Annotated in this window: 16 protein-coding genes; 6 read left to right on the top strand and 10 right to left on the bottom strand. The window is 68.7% G+C overall.

Translation table 11 applies throughout. The features are described from left to right. Window positions 1-121: 121 nt before the first annotated feature. From I7S92_RS13465 to I7S92_RS13455, 3 genes are all read right to left on the bottom strand, one after another. A complete protein-coding gene (locus I7S92_RS13465) occupies window positions 122-784 on the bottom strand; it encodes an adenylate kinase (RefSeq protein WP_197645178.1) in 663 nt (220 codons plus the stop codon). Window positions 785-787: 3 nt separating this feature from the next. Next, a complete protein-coding gene (gene acs / locus I7S92_RS13460) occupies window positions 788-2752 on the bottom strand; it encodes an acetate--CoA ligase (RefSeq protein WP_197645176.1) in 1965 nt (654 codons plus the stop codon). Window positions 2753-3038: 286 nt separating this feature from the next. Beyond that, window positions 3039-4688 (bottom strand): SulP family inorganic anion transporter, encoded by a 1650-nt coding sequence (locus I7S92_RS13455; RefSeq protein WP_197645174.1) that lies wholly within the window; start codon window positions 4686-4688, stop codon window positions 3039-3041. Between the two features lie 63 nt (window positions 4689-4751). Between I7S92_RS13455 and I7S92_RS13450 the strand changes: the two genes are divergently transcribed. After that, complete coding sequence (locus I7S92_RS13450; protein ID WP_386003460.1) at window positions 4752-5258, top strand: HugZ family pyridoxamine 5'-phosphate oxidase; 507 nt, start codon at window positions 4752-4754, stop codon at window positions 5256-5258. 84 nt (window positions 5259-5342) lie between these two features. Here the strand turns inward: I7S92_RS13450 and I7S92_RS13445 are convergent, their stop codons facing one another. Both I7S92_RS13445 and I7S92_RS13440 read right to left on the bottom strand, forming a co-directional pair. After that, window positions 5343-7631, bottom strand: a complete 2289-nt coding sequence (locus I7S92_RS13445) for a glycosyl hydrolase family 28-related protein (protein ID WP_197645170.1) — start codon at window positions 7629-7631, stop codon at window positions 5343-5345. Window positions 7632-7835: 204 nt separating this feature from the next. Beyond that, complete coding sequence (locus I7S92_RS13440; RefSeq protein ID WP_197645168.1) at window positions 7836-8441, bottom strand: 50S ribosomal protein L25/general stress protein Ctc; 606 nt, start codon at window positions 8439-8441, stop codon at window positions 7836-7838. A 190-nt stretch (window positions 8442-8631) separates the two neighbouring features. Between I7S92_RS13440 and I7S92_RS13435 the strand changes: the two genes are divergently transcribed. Next, entirely contained in the window at window positions 8632-9777 is a 1146-nt protein-coding gene (locus I7S92_RS13435) for an MFS transporter (RefSeq protein WP_197645166.1), read from the top strand. Here I7S92_RS13435 and I7S92_RS13430 read toward each other — a convergent pair. The 5 genes from I7S92_RS13430 to I7S92_RS13410 form a co-directional block, all read right to left on the bottom strand. Then, window positions 9765-11345, bottom strand: a complete 1581-nt coding sequence (locus I7S92_RS13430) for a 5-guanidino-2-oxopentanoate decarboxylase (protein ID WP_197645164.1) — start codon at window positions 11343-11345, stop codon at window positions 9765-9767. The genes I7S92_RS13435 and I7S92_RS13430 overlap by 13 nt on opposite strands. Beyond that, window positions 11342-12529: a pyridoxal phosphate-dependent aminotransferase gene (locus tag I7S92_RS13425; RefSeq protein WP_197645162.1), complete on the bottom strand. Its 1188-nt coding sequence runs from the start codon at window positions 12527-12529 to the stop codon at window positions 11342-11344. The genes I7S92_RS13430 and I7S92_RS13425 overlap by 4 nt, the downstream gene beginning before the upstream one ends. Then, entirely contained in the window at window positions 12529-13185 is a 657-nt protein-coding gene (locus I7S92_RS13420; protein WP_197645160.1) for a TetR/AcrR family transcriptional regulator, read from the bottom strand. The genes I7S92_RS13425 and I7S92_RS13420 overlap by 1 nt, the downstream gene beginning before the upstream one ends. Window positions 13186-13251: 66 nt before the next feature. After that, entirely contained in the window at window positions 13252-14154 is a 903-nt protein-coding gene (locus tag I7S92_RS13415; RefSeq protein WP_197645158.1) for a cation diffusion facilitator family transporter, read from the bottom strand. Then, window positions 14138-14683, bottom strand: coding sequence for an SH3 domain-containing protein (locus I7S92_RS13410; RefSeq protein WP_197645156.1), 546 nt, complete (start codon window positions 14681-14683; stop codon window positions 14138-14140). The genes I7S92_RS13415 and I7S92_RS13410 overlap by 17 nt, the downstream gene beginning before the upstream one ends. A 128-nt stretch (window positions 14684-14811) precedes the next feature. Between I7S92_RS13410 and I7S92_RS13405 the strand changes: the two genes are divergently transcribed. The 4 genes from I7S92_RS13405 (at window position 14812) to I7S92_RS13390 (ending at window position 16970) form a co-directional block, all read left to right on the top strand. Continuing rightward, window positions 14812-15798, top strand: coding sequence for a 2-hydroxyacid dehydrogenase (locus tag I7S92_RS13405; RefSeq protein WP_197645154.1), 987 nt, complete (start codon window positions 14812-14814; stop codon window positions 15796-15798). Window positions 15799-15955: 157 nt separating this feature from the next. Continuing rightward, window positions 15956-16156 carry a hypothetical protein gene (locus tag I7S92_RS13400; protein ID WP_197645152.1) on the top strand — a complete coding sequence of 67 codons (201 nt, stop codon included), beginning with the start codon at window positions 15956-15958 and terminating at the stop codon, window positions 16154-16156. 213 nt (window positions 16157-16369) lie between these two features. Beyond that, window positions 16370-16582 (top strand): hypothetical protein, encoded by a 213-nt coding sequence (locus I7S92_RS13395; RefSeq protein WP_197645150.1) that lies wholly within the window; start codon window positions 16370-16372, stop codon window positions 16580-16582. Window positions 16583-16760: 178 nt separating this feature from the next. Further along, on the top strand, window positions 16761-16970 hold the full coding sequence (locus I7S92_RS13390) for a hypothetical protein (protein ID WP_197645148.1): 210 nt from the start codon (window positions 16761-16763) through the stop codon (window positions 16968-16970). Window positions 16971-17021 lie beyond the last annotated feature (51 nt).

Genomic DNA, 17021 nt, shown 5'->3' with positions numbered 1-17021 from the left:
CCCGTGCTGTCATCCATCCCGCCGGGGATGGTCGTCCCGAAGGGGCCTGGCGCAGCCTGCCTTCCCCCTCCCTTCCGGTCCCCGTCCGCCCCTCCTCCGGGTCAGGGCGGGAACCCGGGTCTCATGCCGCGACGCGCCCGACGATGTCGGCCAGCGTGGCGCGGATTCCGTCGATCGAGCCCATGGCCGGCACCTTCTCGAGCACCGAGAGCCGGTCGTAATGCGCGATCAGCGGCGCGGTCTGGGCGTGATAGGCCGAGAGCCTCTCGCGCACGGTCACCGCATTGTCGTCGGCCCGGCGCTTGAAGCCGGTGCCGCCGCATTTGTCGCAGACCCCCGCGGTCGCGGGCTGCTTGAACTGGTCGTGATAGCCTTCGCCGCAATCGCCGCAGGTGTAGCGGCCGGCGACGCGGGCGACCATCGCCTCGTCGTCGACCTCGAGGCTGATGGCGGCGGTCACCTTCTGCCCCGCCTCGGCCAGAAGCGCGTCCAACGCGGCGGCCTGGCCGGCGGTGCGCGGAAAGCCGTCCAGGATGATGCCCTTGGCCACGTCGGGCTGGGCCATCCGGTCCCTGAGGATCGCCAGCACGATGTCGTCCGAGACCAGCTGCCCGGCCTCCATCACCGCCTTGGCGCGCTTTCCGGCCTCGGTCCCCGCGGCGACGGCGGCGCGCAGGAGGTCGCCGGTGGAGAGCTGGACGAGGCCGAAATCCTCTTCCAGCATCCGCGCCTGGGTGCCCTTGCCCGCGCCGGGCGGGCCGAGAAGAATGAGAACGGGGGCCATGCGTCAGCCCCGGTTCATGCGGTTGGCGATCAGGTCGTCGACCACCGCCGGATCGGCCAGGGTCGAGGTGTCGCCCAGCGAGCCGAAGTCGTTCTCGGCGATCTTGCGCAGGATGCGGCGCATGATCTTGCCCGAGCGGGTCTTGGGCAGGCCGGGGGCCCACTGGATCAGGTCGGGCTTGGCGATCGGGCCGATCTCGTGGCGGACCCAGGCCTCCAGCTTCTTGCGCAGGTCGTCCGAAGGCTCCACCCCCTTCATCAGGGTGACATAGGCATAGATGCCCTGGCCCTTGATGTCATGCGGGTAGCCCACCACGGCGGCCTCGGCCACCGCGTCATGTGCGACGAGGGCGGATTCGACCTCGGCCGTGCCCATCCGGTGGCCCGAGACGTTGATCACGTCATCGACGCGGCCGGTGATCCAGTAATAGCCGTCGGCATCGCGGCGGCAGCCGTCGCCGGTGAAGTAATAGCCCTTGTACTGGCTGAAATAGGCCTCTTCGAAACGCTGGTGGTCGCCCCAGAGCGTGCGCATCTGGCCCGGCCAGCTGTCGGACAGGCAGAGGACGCCCTCGGCCTCGGTCCCGGTCTGGACCTGGCCGGTGGCGGCGTCCAGCACCTCGGGCCTGATGCCGAAGAAGGGCTTGGTGGCCGAGCCGGGCTTCTGCGGGATCGCGCCGGGGATCGGGGTGATGATGTGGCCGCCGGTCTCGGTCTGCCAGAAGGTGTCGACGATCGGGCATTTCCCCTTGCCGACATGGGTGTTGTACCAGGACCAGGCCTCGGGGTTGATCGGCTCGCCGACGGAACCCAGGAGCTTGAGGCTGGAAAGGTCGTGCTTTTCCACCCATTCCGCGCCGAGGCCCATGAGGCTGCGGATCGCGGTCGGGGCGGTGTAGAACTGGTTGACCTTGTGCTTGGCGCAGACTTCCCAGAAGCGGCCGGCGTCGGGCCAGGTGGGCACGCCCTCGAACATCACCGTGGTCGCGCCGTTCGCCAGCGGGCCGTAGACGATGTAGCTGTGGCCGGTGACCCAGCCCACGTCCGCGGTGCACCAGAAGACATCGCCGTCATGGTAGTCGAAGGTCACCTGATGCGTCAGGCTGGCGAAGACCAGATAGCCGCCGGTCGTGTGCACCACGCCCTTCGGCTTGCCGGTCGAACCGCTGGTGTAGAGGATGAACATCGGGTCCTCGGCGCCGACCTCGACATAGGGGCAATAGGGCCTGGCCGCCGCCATCTCGGCGTTCAGGTCGAAGTCGCGGCCTTCCACCCAGGAGGTCTGGTCGCCGGTCCGCTTGGTGACCAGCACCTTCACCTTGTCCGAGCAATGCAGCATTGCCTTGTCGGTGTTGTCCTTGAGGCCGGTCTTCTTGCCGCCGCGCGGGGCCCAGTCGGCGGTGATGACCAGCTTCGCCTCGCAGTCGTTCACGCGGTTGGCCAACGCGTCGGGCGAAAAGCCGCCGAAGACGACGGAATGGATCGCGCCGATCCGGGTGCAGGCCAGCATCGCATAGGCCGCCTCGGGGATCATCGGCATGTAGAGGACGACGCGGTCGCCCTTGGTCACGCCATGCGCCTTGAGCACGTTGGCGACGCGGCAGGTGTTCTCCAGCAGTTGCGCATAGGTGATGTGCTGCGCCGGTTCCTTCGGGTCATCGGGTTCCCAGATGATCGCGGTCTGGTTGGCGCGGGTCAGCATGTGCCGGTCGATGCAGTTCGCGCTGACGTTCAGGAGCCCGTCCTCGAACCATTTGATCGAGATGTTGCCCGGCGCGAAGGAGGTGTCCTTCACCCTGGTGAAGGGCTTGATCCAGTCGATCCGCTGCGCCTCCTCGCCCCAGAACGCCACCGGGTCCTTGACCGAGGCGGCATAGCGCGCCTCGTAGCCGGCGGCGTCCACATGCGCCTTTGCGACAAACTCGGCCGAGGCGGGGTAAACGGATTTCAGGGCTGATTGATCGGTCATCGCGGTCCTCCTACCGACAGGGCCCGGCGATGGACCCCGCGAACCTGTCGTCCCGCGCTGCGGGACAACCTCTCTCCGCAATAAAGTTACCACTGTGTTAAATGTCGCGTAAACCCCTAATTTTCATGAATAAAACTGTAAATTGCTTGACGAAAATGTCGTCAAGCAAGAAAAGCGGTGAAAAGTCCGGGCCGGAAATGCAGCATTTTCAAGACACTGGACTCACGCAGGCGTGACCTGTCGCGGGCGCGACCGGGGGGCTGCTCCGCATGGGGAAAAGGGTGGCTCAGACCGATTCGCCCTGCGCGAGGCGCGCGTCCACGGCGGCGAGGTCGGGCAGGAAATGCACCTCGGGCTCGTGCGCGCCCTGCGATTCCAGCACCCGGCGCAGGGCGGGGCGCAGGCCGATCAGGTAGATCTGCCCGCCCCGCCGCCGTGCCCGCGCCGCCAGTTGCAAGACGCCGCGCGCGCCGGAACTGTCCATCAGCGGCACGGCCGACATGTCCAGGACCAGGGCACGGGGGGCCTCGGCGATCCGCTCGAGCACGCCGCCGAGCTGCGCCGCGGCGCCGAAGAAATAGGGGCCTTCCAGATGGTAGACGATGCGGTCGGCACGCTGGGCGTCCGGCGTCGTATCGGCCAGGGGACGCATCCCCGCCGTTTCGGACATGCGCTTGATGAAGACCAGCCCGGCCAGCGAGAAGCCGACCAGGATCCCCTCGGTCAGGTCGCGGAAGACCACCAGGAGGAAGGTCGCCAGCACCACCAGCGCATCCCCCCGCGTGGCGCGGACGAGGGCGACGAATTCGTGCCGCTCGGCCATGCCCCAGGCAACGACGGCCAGCACCCCGGCCAGGGCCGCCAGCGGGATATAGGCGGCAAGCGGCGCGGCGACCAGCAGGAACAGGAGGAGGAACAGCGAATGCAGCATCCCCGACACCGGCCCCCGGCTGCCTGCCCGCACATTGGTCGCGGTGCGGGCGATGGTCCCGGTGACGCAGAACCCGCCGAAGAGGGCCGAGCCGACATTGGCCATCCCCTGCGCCACCAGCTCGGCGTTGGAGCGGTGGCGCGCGCCGCTCATCCCGTCGGCGACGACGGCGGAGAGGAGCGATTCGATCGCGCCGAGCAGGGCGAAGCTGGCGGCCCAGGGCAGGGCGGCCTGGATCGCGGCCAGCGAGAGGTCGGGCAGGGCGGGGACCGGCAGCACCCTCGGCAGCGCGCCGAAGCGGGTGCCGATGGTCTCGACCGGCAGGGAGAGCAGCGCCGCGGCGGTCGAGGCGACGGCCACCGCGATCAGCATGCCGGGCCAGTGCGGCCGCAGCCGCCGCAGCCCCAGGATCACCGCTGCCGTCAGCGCGGCCACCGCGACGGCGGCCCAAGTGACGGTGCCCCGCGCGGCCCAGAGCGCCTCGACCTTGGCCAGGATCTCGCCCGGCTCGGCGCCCGGCAGGGTCAGGCCGAACATCTCGCGCAGCTGGCTGGCGAAGATGATCACGGCGATGCCGGCGGTGAAGCCCACGGTGACGGGATAGGGGATGTAGCGGATATAGGTCCCCAGCCGCAGCGCCCCGCCCGCGATCAGCATGAAGCCGGAGAGGAAGGTGGCCAGGACCAGGCCCTGAAGCCCGGTCTCGATCACGCAGGCCGCGACCAGGACGATGAAGGCCCCCGCCGGCCCGCCGATCTGGTAGCGCGAGCCGCCAAGCGCCGAGACGAGGAAACCGCCGACGATGGCGGTGAAAAGCCCGCGCTCGGGCCCGACGCCGCTGGCGATGGCGATGGCCATCGAGAGCGGCAGCGCGACGATGGCGACGGTGAGGCCCGCCAGCGCATCGGCGCGCAGGTCGGACAGGCGATAGCCTTCGCGCCAGACGGTGAGGAGCTTGGGCAGGTATTCGGTCGGGCCGCCCTGGCCCTTGACGGTGTGGGGCATGTTCGTCTTCCAGGAGGGAAGCGCCAGAAATTGCTGGCATCGCGGAACGAATGTCGCCAGACAATGCCTCTGCCGCGCCAGTGTCAAGGAGCGATGATGTCCGATCCCGTCCGCCCCGCCGATGACGAGGCCCGCACCCTGGCCCGTGGCCTCATGGCGCTGGGCCATGCCGCGCTGGCCTGGACCGATCCGGAGACCGGCACGCCGGGGATCAGCCGGGTCGCCTTTGCCCGCGACCCCGAGGCGGGGCTTCTGACGCTGGTCTCGGGCCTGGCGCCGCATTTCCGGGCGCTGCGCGAGAACCCGGATTGCGCGCTGATGCTGGGCGAGGTCGGCGCGAAGGGCGATCCGATGACCCATCCGCGCCTGATGATCCGCGCCTGCGCCGGTTTCGTCGCGCCCGAGGATCCCGCCCGGCTGGGGATCCGCGCCCGCTGGCTGGAGCGGAACCCCAAGGCGCAGGTCTATATCGACCTGCCGGACTTCGCCTTCGTGCGGCTGACGCCGCTGACGGCGCTGCTGAATGCAGGCTTCGGCAGGGCCTTCCACCTGACGCCGCAGGATCTGTGAAAACAGGCGGACCCGAAGGCCCGCCTGTCCGATTTCTTCAAGTCTGCGCCCGTCTGGTCGCTATTCGGGACGAAAAAGGTTCGATCAGGACGGCAGGTCCATCCGCATCTTCACCACCGCCTTGCCCTTCATCGCCTCGCCCCAGCGCAGTTGCGCCTGGTTGCCCTGCGCGCCGGTGCCGGGCAGGGCATTGGGGAAGACATAGCGCGCCGCATTCGCGCCGTTCAGGATCGTCCCCTCGGGCTGCACCGCCTCGACCATGCGGATCCGGCCGCCGAAGGGCACGAAGCCGTCCGAATCGATGGTCCAGGTATCGGCCACGGTATTCTGGCTGTGGCTGACGATCAGGGGGTTCTGGATACCCTGGGCCACGTTGTTGAAGCTGTTCCCCTCGACCCGGACATTGCGCGACTGCATGAAGTCCAGGGTGGCGAGGCTGGTGTCCAGCATCTCGACCCGGTCAATGGTGGCGTTGAAGACGCGGAAGCTGTTCGAGACCAGCGAGAAGCCGTTCAGGTAATGCCCCGTCCCATAGGGCTTGATCACCACCCAGCGGAAGGCCGAGGTCGTGGACGAGGCGATGAAGACGTTGCCGACGATGTTCAGCCCGCCGAAGGAGAACTCGCCGTTCCACTGCGGCTCGGAATCATGCTCGTTGCCCCATTCGATGAAGCAGTTGTCGATGTAGTTGCCCGTCACCACGGTCGAGACGTTGGTCTGGGTGAAGACCAGCCCCGCGCGGCGGATGCCCGCCGGCTCGTCGTCGCCCTGGAAGAAGTGGTTGGCGTGGACCAGGTGGCCGGTGCCGTTGACGATGGCGAAATGGGCGAAGCGGACGACGCGGTTGTTGCGCAGCTTCACGTCATTGGCGTTCACGTTCAGCGCGATCGAGGTGCGGCTCTGCGCCGGCAGCGCGCTTTCGTTCGACAGGAACTGGCACATGTCCACGAACATGCCCTGGCAGCCCAGGCCCGGAGAACTGATCCCCCGGTCGAGCGGCCGGTTCAGCGTGCAGGACAGGAAGCGTGCGGTCGAGCCGGAGTTGGCCAGCAGCACGCCGGAGCAAAGGCCCTGGCAGTTGAACTCGATGTCCTCCAGCTCGAAGCGGGACAGGAGGTCGAAGCCCGAGAAGTCCAGCATGTACTTGAAGCGGCGGAAGGTATAGGGCCGCGTCCCCGTCGCGCCCCAGAGCGGCTGGCTGAGGGTGATCGTCCCCGCCGCCACGTTCCTGGCGCGGACATAGACCTCGCGTCCGACGCCGGTGCCGATCACCAGCGAACCGACCGGGATGTTCGCCACATTGGCGACGCCGGTCAGGGTCAGGTTGTTGGCGGGCGCATAGGTGGCGGTCGAGGTGAAATCCTCGGTCGTCCAGGCCGGCCCCGCCACCGCCACCAACTGCCCGTTGCGCAGCACGCGGCGGTTGTTGAAGGTCGTCAGCCCCGCGACGGCGGCCACGTCGATCGGCTCGGTCAGTTCCACCCGGCGGCCGGAGAGGTCCAGCGTCACATGGTCGGTGAAGTAGAACAGCGCCTGCAGCGCACGGCGGAAGCCCTCGATCTCGGTGCCGAAGGCCTGGCCGTAGGTGTCGAGGTCGAAGTTGCGCGTCAGGATCAGCCGGCGGTTCGCGGGCATCGAGACCGTGCCCTCGAAGCGGATGCGGCTGTTGATCGTGACGTCGGAGTTCAGCCGGAACAGGCCCGAGGGCACCAGGATCGCGCGGCCCTGCGCATCGGCGTCGGCGGCGAGGAAGGCGGCCGCGTCATTGGTCGCGCCGTTGCCCAGCGCGCCGTAGTCGCGCACGTCGACCCAGTCCATCAGCTTGCGGATGAAGAGGCCGGTCACATCCTCGACCACCAGATCGTCGATGCGGACCACCCCGCCGTTCGCGCCGGTCAGGTCGAGGCCGATGTGGGCATAGACCGCCTCGGTGGTCCAGGCCATGTCGACCCCGGTCCGCGCGGCCGGAGAGATGATTGCGCTGACCGTCACCACCTCGCCATAGGCGGTCAGCGGCACGCTGGGGCCGGTCTGGGCCAGCGCGGCAAGGTTCTGGCCCGCCACATCCCCCGCCCAGGCGGCGATGCGGACGGCCGGAAGGTTGCCCGAGACCGCCTTCACCCGCGCCGTCACCCGCAGGTAGAGGCCGGGCTGGATCGGCGTCTGCGCGAAGCTGCGCAGCTTCTGCGTCGCCTCGAGCTTCTGCAGCTCCAGGCAGCCGGCGAAATCCTGGTCGTTCGAGACCAGCGCCGCGTTCGGCTGGCCCTGCCACGCGGCCGAGCCCGGCGTCCCGTCGCCGCGCGACCAGAGGTTCAGCCCGGCCGAGAACGGCGGCGGCATCAGGACCAGCCCGTCGGTGATTGCCTTGTTCATCTGAAAACTCCCTTGCCAGCTTGAACGCCATGGCAAAGCGGGGAGGGGCAGGCCCGGGCCGCTTCGCCCATGGCGAGGCTGGGTAGCAAGGAAGGCTTAACCACGCCTCTGGGCAGCGCGCGGCGGCGGGGTGCGGAGGCAACGGCAGAAAAGCGAACGGGGGGCCAGAGGCCCCCCGCAAAGGTCGTTGCTGCGCCGTCAGCCTCAGGCTTCGGCTTCGGCGGCCTCTTCCGCCACCAGGCCCGACGGCGCGGCGACGTTGGCGATCACGAAGTTCCGCGCGATGGTCGGCTTGGCGCCGGCCGGCAGCTGGACGTCGTCGATGTGGATGACGTCGCCGATCTTCTTGCCGGTCAGGTCGACCGTGATGTGATCCGGGATGTCGCCCGCGGTGACTTCCAGTTCCACCTCGGGGCGGACCACGGTCAGCGTGCCGCCGCGCTTGAGGCCGGGGCTGGCTTCGTGGTTCACGAAGGTCACATGGATGAACAGCTTGATCCGGCTTTCATCATGGATGCGCATGAAGTCGACATGCGTCGGCAGGTCCTTGACCACGTCGCGCTGCACGGCCCGGCAGATGACATGGACGTCGGGCTGGCCTTCGACCTTCAGGTTGAACAGCGTCTGCAGGAACCGGCCCTGCCGCAGCCTGGTCAGGAGGTAGTTGTAGTTCATCTTGATCGGCGTGGGCTCTTGCCCGTCGCCGTAGACGATGCCGGGTACCTTGCCCTCGCGACGGGCTTGACGGGCGGCCCCCTTGCCTGTCCCCGTCCGTACCTCGGCGTTAAGATCGACGATCTCGCGTGCCATTGGGTCTCTCCATATGTAAGGTCCGCCATCCTCCAAGGGTGCATGGCGCGACCGGGGGTCCATAACGGGGAATCGGCGGGAAGGAAAGGGGCTTGTTCCGTGTCGCTTTCGGCGCCGGGGCGCGTCGCGGAAGGGGTGGAGGTTGCGGGGGCGGCGGGATACCTCTCGGTTTCCGCCGATGGAGCCGCGCATGCCTGCCCTTGCCACCCTTGCCTATTCCAGGCCCGCGATCGCGGCCTTCGGGGCGATGGGCCTGCTCTGGGGCTCGTTCGCGGCCGACCTGCCGGACCTGAAGGCGATGCTCGGGGTGGACGAGGCCGGGCTGGGTCTCTTGCTGTTCTTCACGCCCCTTGCTGCGATCAGCGCGATGCTGCTGGCCCCGGCCTTCGGCGCGGCGCTGGGCCGGGCGGCGCTGCCCCTGGCCACCGCGCTGATGGCGCTGGGCTTCATGCTGCCGGGGCAGGTGGGCGCGGTCTGGCTGTTCCCCCTCGCCATGGCCTGCGCCGGGGCGGGGACGGGTCTGACCGATGTCTTGATGAACGCCCGCGTCGCCGCGATGGAGACGGCGCGGGGCATGCATCTGATGAACCTTGCCCATGCGGCCTATTCCTTCGGCTATGCCGGGGGCGCGATCCTGACCGGGGTGATGCGCGGCGCGGGCTGGGCGCCGGCCTGGGTGCTGGGGCTGATGGGCCTTCTCGGCCTGCTCTGCGCCCTGCTGACGCTGGAGCGCGACGGGAGGATCGAGGGGTTGCAGCGCCCGAAGGACGGCAACGCGCTGCCTTTGGGCCTGGTGCCGGTGATCGGCGGCGGCATCGTGCTGATCGCCTTCATGACCGAGAACGCGGCCGAGAACTGGTCGGCGCTGCATATCGAGAAGACGCTGGGCGGCAGCCCCGAGGAAGGCGCCTTCGGCCCGGCGATGCTGGCGCTGACCATGGGCTTTGCCCGGCTGGGCGGGCAATGGCTGGCGGGGCGGGTGAATCCCTTCCGGCTCTTGAAAGGCGGCGCGGTGGTTGCGGCGCTGGGGGCGGGGATCGCCGCGCAGGCCGCAGGGCCGATCGGGGCCTATCTCGGGTTCTTCGTCATGGGGATCGGCGCATCGGTGCTGGCGCCCACCGCCTTTTCGCTCGTCGGCCAGCACAGCCCGCCCGGCACCCGCGCCCGCGCCGTGGCCCGGGCGACGCTTCTGGGCTATTTCGGCTATTTCGTCGGCCCGCCGCTGCTGGGCCTGATCGCCGGAACCTTCGGCCTGCGCATGGCCTTCCTCTGGGCCGCCTTCCTGGTCGGGGCGGTCTTCCTCCTCGCCCCGATCCTGGCGCGTCAGCGGACCTGAATTTCCAGAAGGCGCGGCCCGTCATGCGGCGTGGCCAGCATTTCGGCCAGGACCTCCGGGTCCTGCGGCACCGCGGCGAACAGCATGTCGCAGGCCATGGCGAAATGCTCCATGTCCAGGGGCGAGGGGTCGCAGCCCAGGACCGGCGTCTTGTACTGTCGCATCGTCTCGGCGATCTCGCGGAAGCCGGCGTTGTTCCAGACGATATAGGTGATCGGCAGCTTCTCGTCGACGGCGGTGCGCAGCTCTCCGGGGCTGAACTGGAGGCCGCCGTCGCCGATCAGGCAGACGACCGGAGTGCCGGGAGAGGCCAGCGCCGCCCCCACCGCCGCGCCGGGGGCGAAGCCCAGCGCACCATAGCCGGTCGCGGCGTTGAACCAGCCGCGCGGGCGGTCGTGGTCGTAGTAGAGGTTCGCGGCATAGACCGGCTGGGTGCTGTCGCCGACGATGATCGTGCCGGGCATCGCCTCGCGGATCGCCTCGACCATTTCCAGATGGTCCGGCAGCGGCGCGTAGATCGCCGGCATCTCGGCCAGCGCAGCCTCGCGCGTGGCGGCGGCGCGGCGCGCGCCCTCGCGGTTGGCGGGCAGGAGCATCGACATCAGCCCGGCCATCATCGGCCCGGCATCGGCCTTGATCGGCATCTTCGCCGGATGGCGGCCCAGCTGGTCGGCGCAGATGTCGATGCGGATCATCCCCGACAGGTCCGGCACGCCGCCCTTGGCATAGACGTCGTAATCGGTCGGCCCCAACTCGGTCCCGACCGCCAGCACCTGGTCGGCCTCCGCGATCAGCTTGCGCACGGCCGCCAGGCTGGGCGAGGCCGGGACGCAGAGCCGGTGGCCATGCATCGCGCCGCGCGCATTCGCGGTCAGGATCACGGGGGCGTCCAGCATCTCGGCCAGCTTGCGCAACTCCTCATGCGCGCCGCGGGTGCCGCCTCCGGCCAGGATCACCACCCGCTCGGCATTGTTCAATGCGGTGGCGATGCTGCGCATCCGGCCCATCGGCAGCGGCACGGCCGCGCTGGCCACCACCGGCGGCGGCAGCGCGGGGCAGGGCTGGCCCATCATGTTGGTCGAGATCTGGATATGCGCGGGCCCCGGCCGCCCCGCCGTCATCGCGGCAAAGGCGCGGTCCAGCACCTCGCCCAGCTTCCGGGGGTCGGTCACCGTCTCGGTATGGCAGAGCGTGGCGATCATCGCGCCCTGGTCCGGCAGTTCGTGCAGCCGCCCCAGCCCCTTGCCCAGCGTGTCGCTGCGCCCAAGGCCTGAGACGACCAGCATCGGCACCGAATCCGACTTGGCCTGCGCCATGGCGGTCAGCGTGTTGGTCAGCCCCGGCCCGGTGATCACGAAGGCGGCGGCCGGGCGGCCCGCGACCCGGGCAAAGCCGTCGGCCATGAAGCCCGCGCCCTGTTCGTGGCGGGCGGTGACATGGCGGATCTTGCCCTCGGCGGCGGCGAGGCCGCGGTAAAGCTCGATCGTATGGACGCCGGGGATGCCGAAGACGGTGTCGATGCCCCGGGCGACCAGCCCCTCGACCAGACGGATGCCGACGGTGGTCATGCCACGCCCTCCAGCAGGCTGGCCGCATGGGCGGCGATGCGGTCGGTGGCCTCGACCACCCTTTCGTCCGGCTGGGTCAGGCTGAGCCGCAGCCAGCCCGAAAGCCCCGCGCCGAAGCTTTCGCCCGGCATCACCGCGACCTTGCGCCGGTCCAGAAGCCCCAGCGCGAACTCCTCGCCCGAAAGGCCGGTGGCGCGGACATCGACCAGCGCGAACATCCCCGCCTCGGGCCGGTGGACGTAAAGCCCGTTCACCCCGGTGAGCTGACGCTCGATCAGCGCGGCGCGGCGGGCGAAGCGTTCCGCCATCCCGGCCGCCACGGGGGAAGGTTCGGAAACTGCAAGCTGGGTCATGTCGGCGATGAAGGGCTGGCTGCCGAAAAGCATGGTTTCTGAAAGCGGCAAGAGACGCTCGCAGAACTCGGCCGGGCCGACGCACCAGCCGGACCGGAAGCCCGGAGCGGCGTGTGATTTCGAGAGCGACGAGGCGACGACCACCCGGTCGGCCAGGTCGGCGAAGTCCAGCGGCGAGGTGAAGGGGACGCCGGGGAAGACCAGATCCTCATAGACCTCGTCCGAGACGATCCAGAGGTCATGCGCCTTTGCCACCTCGCCCAGGGCGCGGATGTCCGCGGGCCGGAGCACGGCGCCGGTCGGGTTGTGCGGGGTGTTCAGGAACAGGACGCGCGTGCGCGGCGTGATCCGCGCGGCCACGTCGGCGGCCTGCATCCGGAAGCCGTGTTCGGGCCGCAGCGGCACCGGCACCACGGTCGCCCCGGTCTGGGCGATCAGCCCCTCATAGGTGGCATACATCGGATCGCCCAGCAGCACCTCGTCCCCGGCTTCGACCAGGGTGCGCAGGATGGCGTAAAGCGTGGTCTGCGTGCCCGGCAGGCACATCACCTGATCGCGTCCGATCCCGCGCCCGCGCCGCGCGGTGTAGCGGGCGGCCAGCGCCGCGACCAGCCCAGGCTCGCCCCGGCCGTTGGAATAGCCGGTGCGTCCCGCTCGCATCGAGCGCGCGGCGGCCTCCAGCATCGGCTCGGGCGTCTCGACGTCAGGCTCGCCGATGGTCAGTTCGATGATCTGCTCCCCGGCCGATTTCAGGTCGCGGGCGCGGGCATGGATCGCCCATTTCGCGCCGCCAAGTCCGGCGAGTCGGTCGGTGACGGAAGCGTAGCGCATCAGATGGTCTTTCCCGGATCAGGCAGCATGGAGGAATGGGCGATCAGGTCGGTGCCAAGGATGGCGCCGACCGACCGAAGGCCGATGGTCACGACCTCGCCCGGTGAAAAGCTGTCGCGCAGGAGCGAGCCCTCGATCCAGAGCCCGTCGATCAGCGCGTTGCAGGCGATGGCCTCGGAACGGCTCTGGCCGGGCCGGGTCTCACGCGGAAGGGCCTCGATCAGCGCCTGCAGCATGTCGCGATAGGCGAGATAACCCGCCTCGTGCGCTGCCAGAAGCTCGGGGTCGCTGCGGACCTTGTGCATGTAGCCTGCCCAAAGCACGACCGAGCCCGAATCCAGCACCGGCGGGCGCAGCGAGGCCGAGACGAAGGCGGCAAGACGCTCCTCGGGCAGGGCGCCCACCCCCTCCAACGCGTCCGAACCCTTGGCCGTCATCCCGTCCATCAGCGAGCGGTAGGCGGCGCGGGTCAGTTCGTCCTTGGACTGGAAGTAATGCCGGATCAGCCCCGGCGTGACCCCGGCGCGTGCCGCGATGGCGCGCACGGTCGCGGCCCCCGGCCCGCCTTCGGCCACCAGCTCCTGCGTGGCCGAGATCAGCGCAGACCGACGGTTTTCCTCGCTTTCGCGGCGATAGAGGCGGCGGACGGGTTGCATGGCGACCGGGTTGTTATACACATGGACAATCGGCTTGCGGCGCAGCGAAGTCAAGTCCGCAACAATTCAGCTTCTACCGGCCGGATCGTGGACGTCCTTGTGGATCATCACATCCGCCTGCGGATAGGCCGTCAGAATCGCCCGGCGCAGGCCGGCGCCGATGTCATGCGCTTCGCGCAGGGACTGTTCGCCATCCAGCTCGATATGCAGGTTGACGAAGACGCGACTGCCGGCCCGACGCGTCTTGAGGTCGTGATAGCCCCGCACCCCGGGCCAGGCCTGCGCGATCCGGCCGATCCCCTCCAGGACCTCGGGGTCGGCGGCGCGGTCCATCAGCGCGTCCCAGGCGTCCTTGCCGATCTTCAGCGCGCCGAAGACCAGCACCCCCGCCGCCCCCAGCGCCACCACCGAATCGATATAGCCGATCCCCCAGCGCGACGAGACCCAGAGCGCCCCGATCGCGCCCAGGCTGGGCAGAAGGTCGCCCAGATAATGCAGCCGGTCCGCCGCCACCACCTTGCTGCCCGTGGCCTTCGCCACCCGGCCCTGCCACCAGACCAGGCCCAGGGTCAGCAGGATCGACAGGCCCATGACCACCACGCCGCGCCCGTGGCTGGTCAACTCGGGCGGCGTCGGCGACAGGAGCCGCCCCGCCGCCGCCCAGCCGATCACCCCGGCCGAGATCAGGATGAACACCGCCTGCGCCAGCGCGGTCAGGTCCTCGGCGCTGGAATGGCCGAAGGCGTGATCCTCGTCCGCGGGCCGGGCGGCATAGACGATGGCCGCCGCCGCCCCGAGCGACATCATCAGGTCCAGCGCGGAATCGGCCAGCGAGGCCGCAATCGAAAGCGCCCCGGTCTCGGCCATGGCCCAAAGCTTCAGCGCGACCAGAAGTCCCGCCACCAGGACCGAGGCGAGGCCCGCCGACAGCGCAAGTCCCAGCCCGGACGGCTCAGTCGATGGTTTCATCGGGCTTCACCCCCCAGATCGCGGCTTTGCGGACCCAGCCCCGCGCGCCGTCCAGCGTGATGCGGCACCACTCGGGCAGGCATTCCTGCACCCGGCCGATCACCCCGACCTCGGCCTGCGCGATCACTGGCGAGCCATCGTCGGGATCGTCGTGGAATTCGGCCATGTCCAGCGTCACCATGACCGTGCGCACCCCCGACAGAAGCGAGTAATGCACCCAGCCGCCCGCGCCCTCGAAATCCTCGACCCGGCGCCAGTTCTCATACTCGGCGGTGATCTTCAGCGGCATCCCGGCCCGGGTGAACACCCAGTCCACCCGATGCGTCAGCCCCGGCCCGCGCCGGGCGTTGCCCTCGGACCCTTTCAGCGAGACGTAGCGCGGCAGGGGCAGGTTGGTCACGCAGCCGATATCGGGCCTGCATTGTTCTTCCGGCGGTTTCTCAGGCTGCGGCAGGTCGGTCTCCTGCGCGGCAAGCGGCAGAGTCGCGGCAGCGACAAGGATCGCGATGCTTCCCAGGAACCGTTTCATGCCCGTCCGCCTTGCTGCCCGATCCCGCCAGCGACGGGGTGCGCCCTTCCGTGGGGCTTGTGCATTGCGCCCCTTGCCGTAACCTTGCCGCAAGTGCCAGGAATTTGGAAGGGCAGGGGGAAGGTTTCATGCCAGTAAAGCGTCTGTCGGTCGTGGTCACGCGGCGCCTGCCCGAGGTCGTCGAGACCCGGATGAAGGAGTTGTTCGACGTCACCCTGCGCGACCCCGACACGCCGATGTCGCGCGAGGAGCTTGCCGCCGCCATGCGCCAGGCCGATGTGCTGGTGCCCACGATCACCGACACGATCGACGCGGGCCTGCTGGGCCAGGCGGGCGAGAAGCTGAAGCTGATCGCCAATTACGGCGCAGGCTTCGACCATGTCGACGTGGCCACCGCCCGCCAGCGCGGCATCCTGGTCTCGAACACGCCCGGCGTCACGACCGAGGATACGGCAGACATGGTCATGGCGCTGATTCTCGCCGTGACCCGCCGCATCCCCGAGGGTCTGAAGGTGATGCAGTCCGGCAACTGGCCAGGCTGGTCGCCGATGGCGAATCTCGGCGGGCGGCTGGGCGGACGCAGGCTTGGCATCCTTGGTATGGGCCGGATCGGCCAGGCGGTGGCGCGGCGGGCGCGGGCCTTCGGGCTTCAGGTGCATTACCACAACCGCAAGCGCGTCCGCCCCGAGACCGAGGCCGAGCTTGAGGCGACCTGGTGGGAAAGCCTGGACCAGATGCTGGCGCGGATGGACATCGTCTCGGTCAACTGCCCGCACACGCCCTCTACCTTCCACCTCCTGAACGCGCGGCGGCTCAAGCTGATGAAGCCCTCGGCCGTGGTGGTGAACACCTCGCGCGGCGAGGTGATCGACCAGAACGCCCTGACCCGCGCGCTGCGGGCCGGAGAGTTGGCCGGCGCCGGCCTCGACGTCTATGAGCAGGGCAGCGAGCTCAACCCCAGATTGCACGAACTGGCCAATGTGGTTCTGCTGCCGCATATGGGGTCGGCCACGATCGAGGGGCGAATCGAGATGGGCGAGAAGGTGATCATCAACATCAAGACCTTCGCCGACGGCCACCGCCCGCCCGATCAGGTCGTGCCGGGCATGTTCTGATCGCCAGCCGGCCCTGGATTTGTGCTATTCGCGCAACGCTTGAAGGCGCCGCATCAAGCAATCGTGCTTATTCGTTGAGGAAGCGTGAAGCCGTCAGTAGCTTCCGCCTTGCGCCCTGTCGTTCTGACGGGATCGTCTAACATTCTCGGAGTCCATCATGAAGAAACTCGTCGCGTCGGTCATGGCCCTGACCCTCGGCACCTCGGCCGCCATGGCTGGCGGCCCGGTCGTCATCGAAGAAGAAGCCGAAGTCGTGGCCGAAAAGCCCGCCTCCTCGGCCGGCATCCTGCCGCTCCTGCTGATCCCGGTCATCCTCTGCGTCGCGCTCTGCGGCGGCGACGACGACAACGACGAGTGATCGACCACGGCGCGGGCCCCGCAGGCCCCGACGCCAGGTTTCCGGGCCAGTCGCAAGACTGGCCCGTTTCCGTTTCCGGGATGTCCTATTGCGCAATTGCAACAGGTGCGATTCTCTTGCCATCGAAGGTTTGAGTGTGCGGGGCAAGCTATCTATGGTTTGCCCAGTTGGAGCGGGCGAAGGTCCGCACCCGTCCCTCGAATGGAGTTGACCATGAAGAAGATCCTCGCTGCCTCGCTGGCCGCGTCCGTCGCGATCAGCGCCTCGACCGCCTATGCCGGCGGCCCGGTCGTCATCGAAGAAGAAGCCGAAGTCGTGGCCGAAAAGCCCGCCTCCTCGGCCGGCATCCTGCCGCTTCTGCTGATCCCGATCATCCTCTGCGTCGCGCTTTGCGGCGGCGATGATGATGAACAACGCCCCACCTGAATTTCCGCCAATCGGCGATCCAGGGGCGGCCCGAAAGGGCTGCCCCTTTTCATTTCCGCAGCATTCCTGCCGCAGGTGCGTGGCAAATTCCTGCACCCCGCGCCGATCTGTTGAGCCTTCGACGCGGCAGATCTATCTTTTCCCTACGTTGCCAAGCCAATAACCTTAGGGACAAGACATGAACAAGCTGATCGCATCGGCCCTGGTCTCCACGATGGCCCTGTCGGCCACCACCGCCTTCGCCGGCGGCCCGGTGGTGATCGAGGAAGAAGCCGAAGTCGTCGCCGAAAAGCCCGCCTCCTCGGCCGGCATCCTGCCGCTTCTGCTGATTCCGATTATCCTCTGCGTCGCGCTTTGCGGCGGCGACGATGATGAGCCCCAGGACTGACCCACGGCACATCCGCCATCCGGGGTAGCCGGAAACGGCTGCCCTTTTCCA

The sequence above is a fragment of the Tabrizicola soli genome (assembly GCF_015999335.1).
Taxonomy (GTDB): domain Bacteria; phylum Pseudomonadota; class Alphaproteobacteria; order Rhodobacterales; family Rhodobacteraceae; genus Tabrizicola; species Tabrizicola soli.
Note: the sequence above shows the minus strand (reverse complement) of the source record. Positions and strands in the feature narration are given on the sequence as shown.

Excerpts from the sequence above, each read along its gene's own strand:
- I7S92_RS13465 (WP_197645178.1), bottom strand. The coding sequence starts at position 784 with ATGGCCCCCGTTCTCATTCTTCTCGGCCCGCCCGGCGCGGGCAAGGGC.
- acs (WP_197645176.1), bottom strand. The coding sequence starts at position 2,752 with ATGACCGATCAATCAGCCCTGAAATCCGTTTACCCCGCCTCGGCCGAG.
- I7S92_RS13455 (WP_197645174.1), bottom strand. The coding sequence starts at position 4,688 with ATGCCCCACACCGTCAAGGGCCAGGGCGGCCCGACCGAATACCTGCCC.
- I7S92_RS13450 (WP_386003460.1), top strand. The coding sequence starts at position 4,752 with ATGCCTCTGCCGCGCCAGTGTCAAGGAGCGATGATGTCCGATCCCGTC.
- I7S92_RS13445 (WP_197645170.1), bottom strand. The coding sequence starts at position 7,631 with ATGAACAAGGCAATCACCGACGGGCTGGTCCTGATGCCGCCGCCGTTC.
- I7S92_RS13440 (WP_197645168.1), bottom strand. The coding sequence starts at position 8,441 with ATGGCACGCGAGATCGTCGATCTTAACGCCGAGGTACGGACGGGGACA.
- I7S92_RS13435 (WP_197645166.1), top strand. The coding sequence starts at position 8,632 with ATGCCTGCCCTTGCCACCCTTGCCTATTCCAGGCCCGCGATCGCGGCC.
- I7S92_RS13430 (WP_197645164.1), bottom strand. The coding sequence starts at position 11,345 with ATGACCACCGTCGGCATCCGTCTGGTCGAGGGGCTGGTCGCCCGGGGC.
- I7S92_RS13425 (WP_197645162.1), bottom strand. The coding sequence starts at position 12,529 with ATGCGCTACGCTTCCGTCACCGACCGACTCGCCGGACTTGGCGGCGCG.
- I7S92_RS13420 (WP_197645160.1), bottom strand. The coding sequence starts at position 13,185 with ATGCAACCCGTCCGCCGCCTCTATCGCCGCGAAAGCGAGGAAAACCGT.
- I7S92_RS13415 (WP_197645158.1), bottom strand. The coding sequence starts at position 14,154 with ATGAAACCATCGACTGAGCCGTCCGGGCTGGGACTTGCGCTGTCGGCG.
- I7S92_RS13410 (WP_197645156.1), bottom strand. The coding sequence starts at position 14,683 with ATGAAACGGTTCCTGGGAAGCATCGCGATCCTTGTCGCTGCCGCGACT.
- I7S92_RS13405 (WP_197645154.1), top strand. The coding sequence starts at position 14,812 with ATGCCAGTAAAGCGTCTGTCGGTCGTGGTCACGCGGCGCCTGCCCGAG.
- I7S92_RS13400 (WP_197645152.1), top strand. The coding sequence starts at position 15,956 with ATGAAGAAACTCGTCGCGTCGGTCATGGCCCTGACCCTCGGCACCTCG.
- I7S92_RS13395 (WP_197645150.1), top strand. The coding sequence starts at position 16,370 with ATGAAGAAGATCCTCGCTGCCTCGCTGGCCGCGTCCGTCGCGATCAGC.
- I7S92_RS13390 (WP_197645148.1), top strand. The coding sequence starts at position 16,761 with ATGAACAAGCTGATCGCATCGGCCCTGGTCTCCACGATGGCCCTGTCG.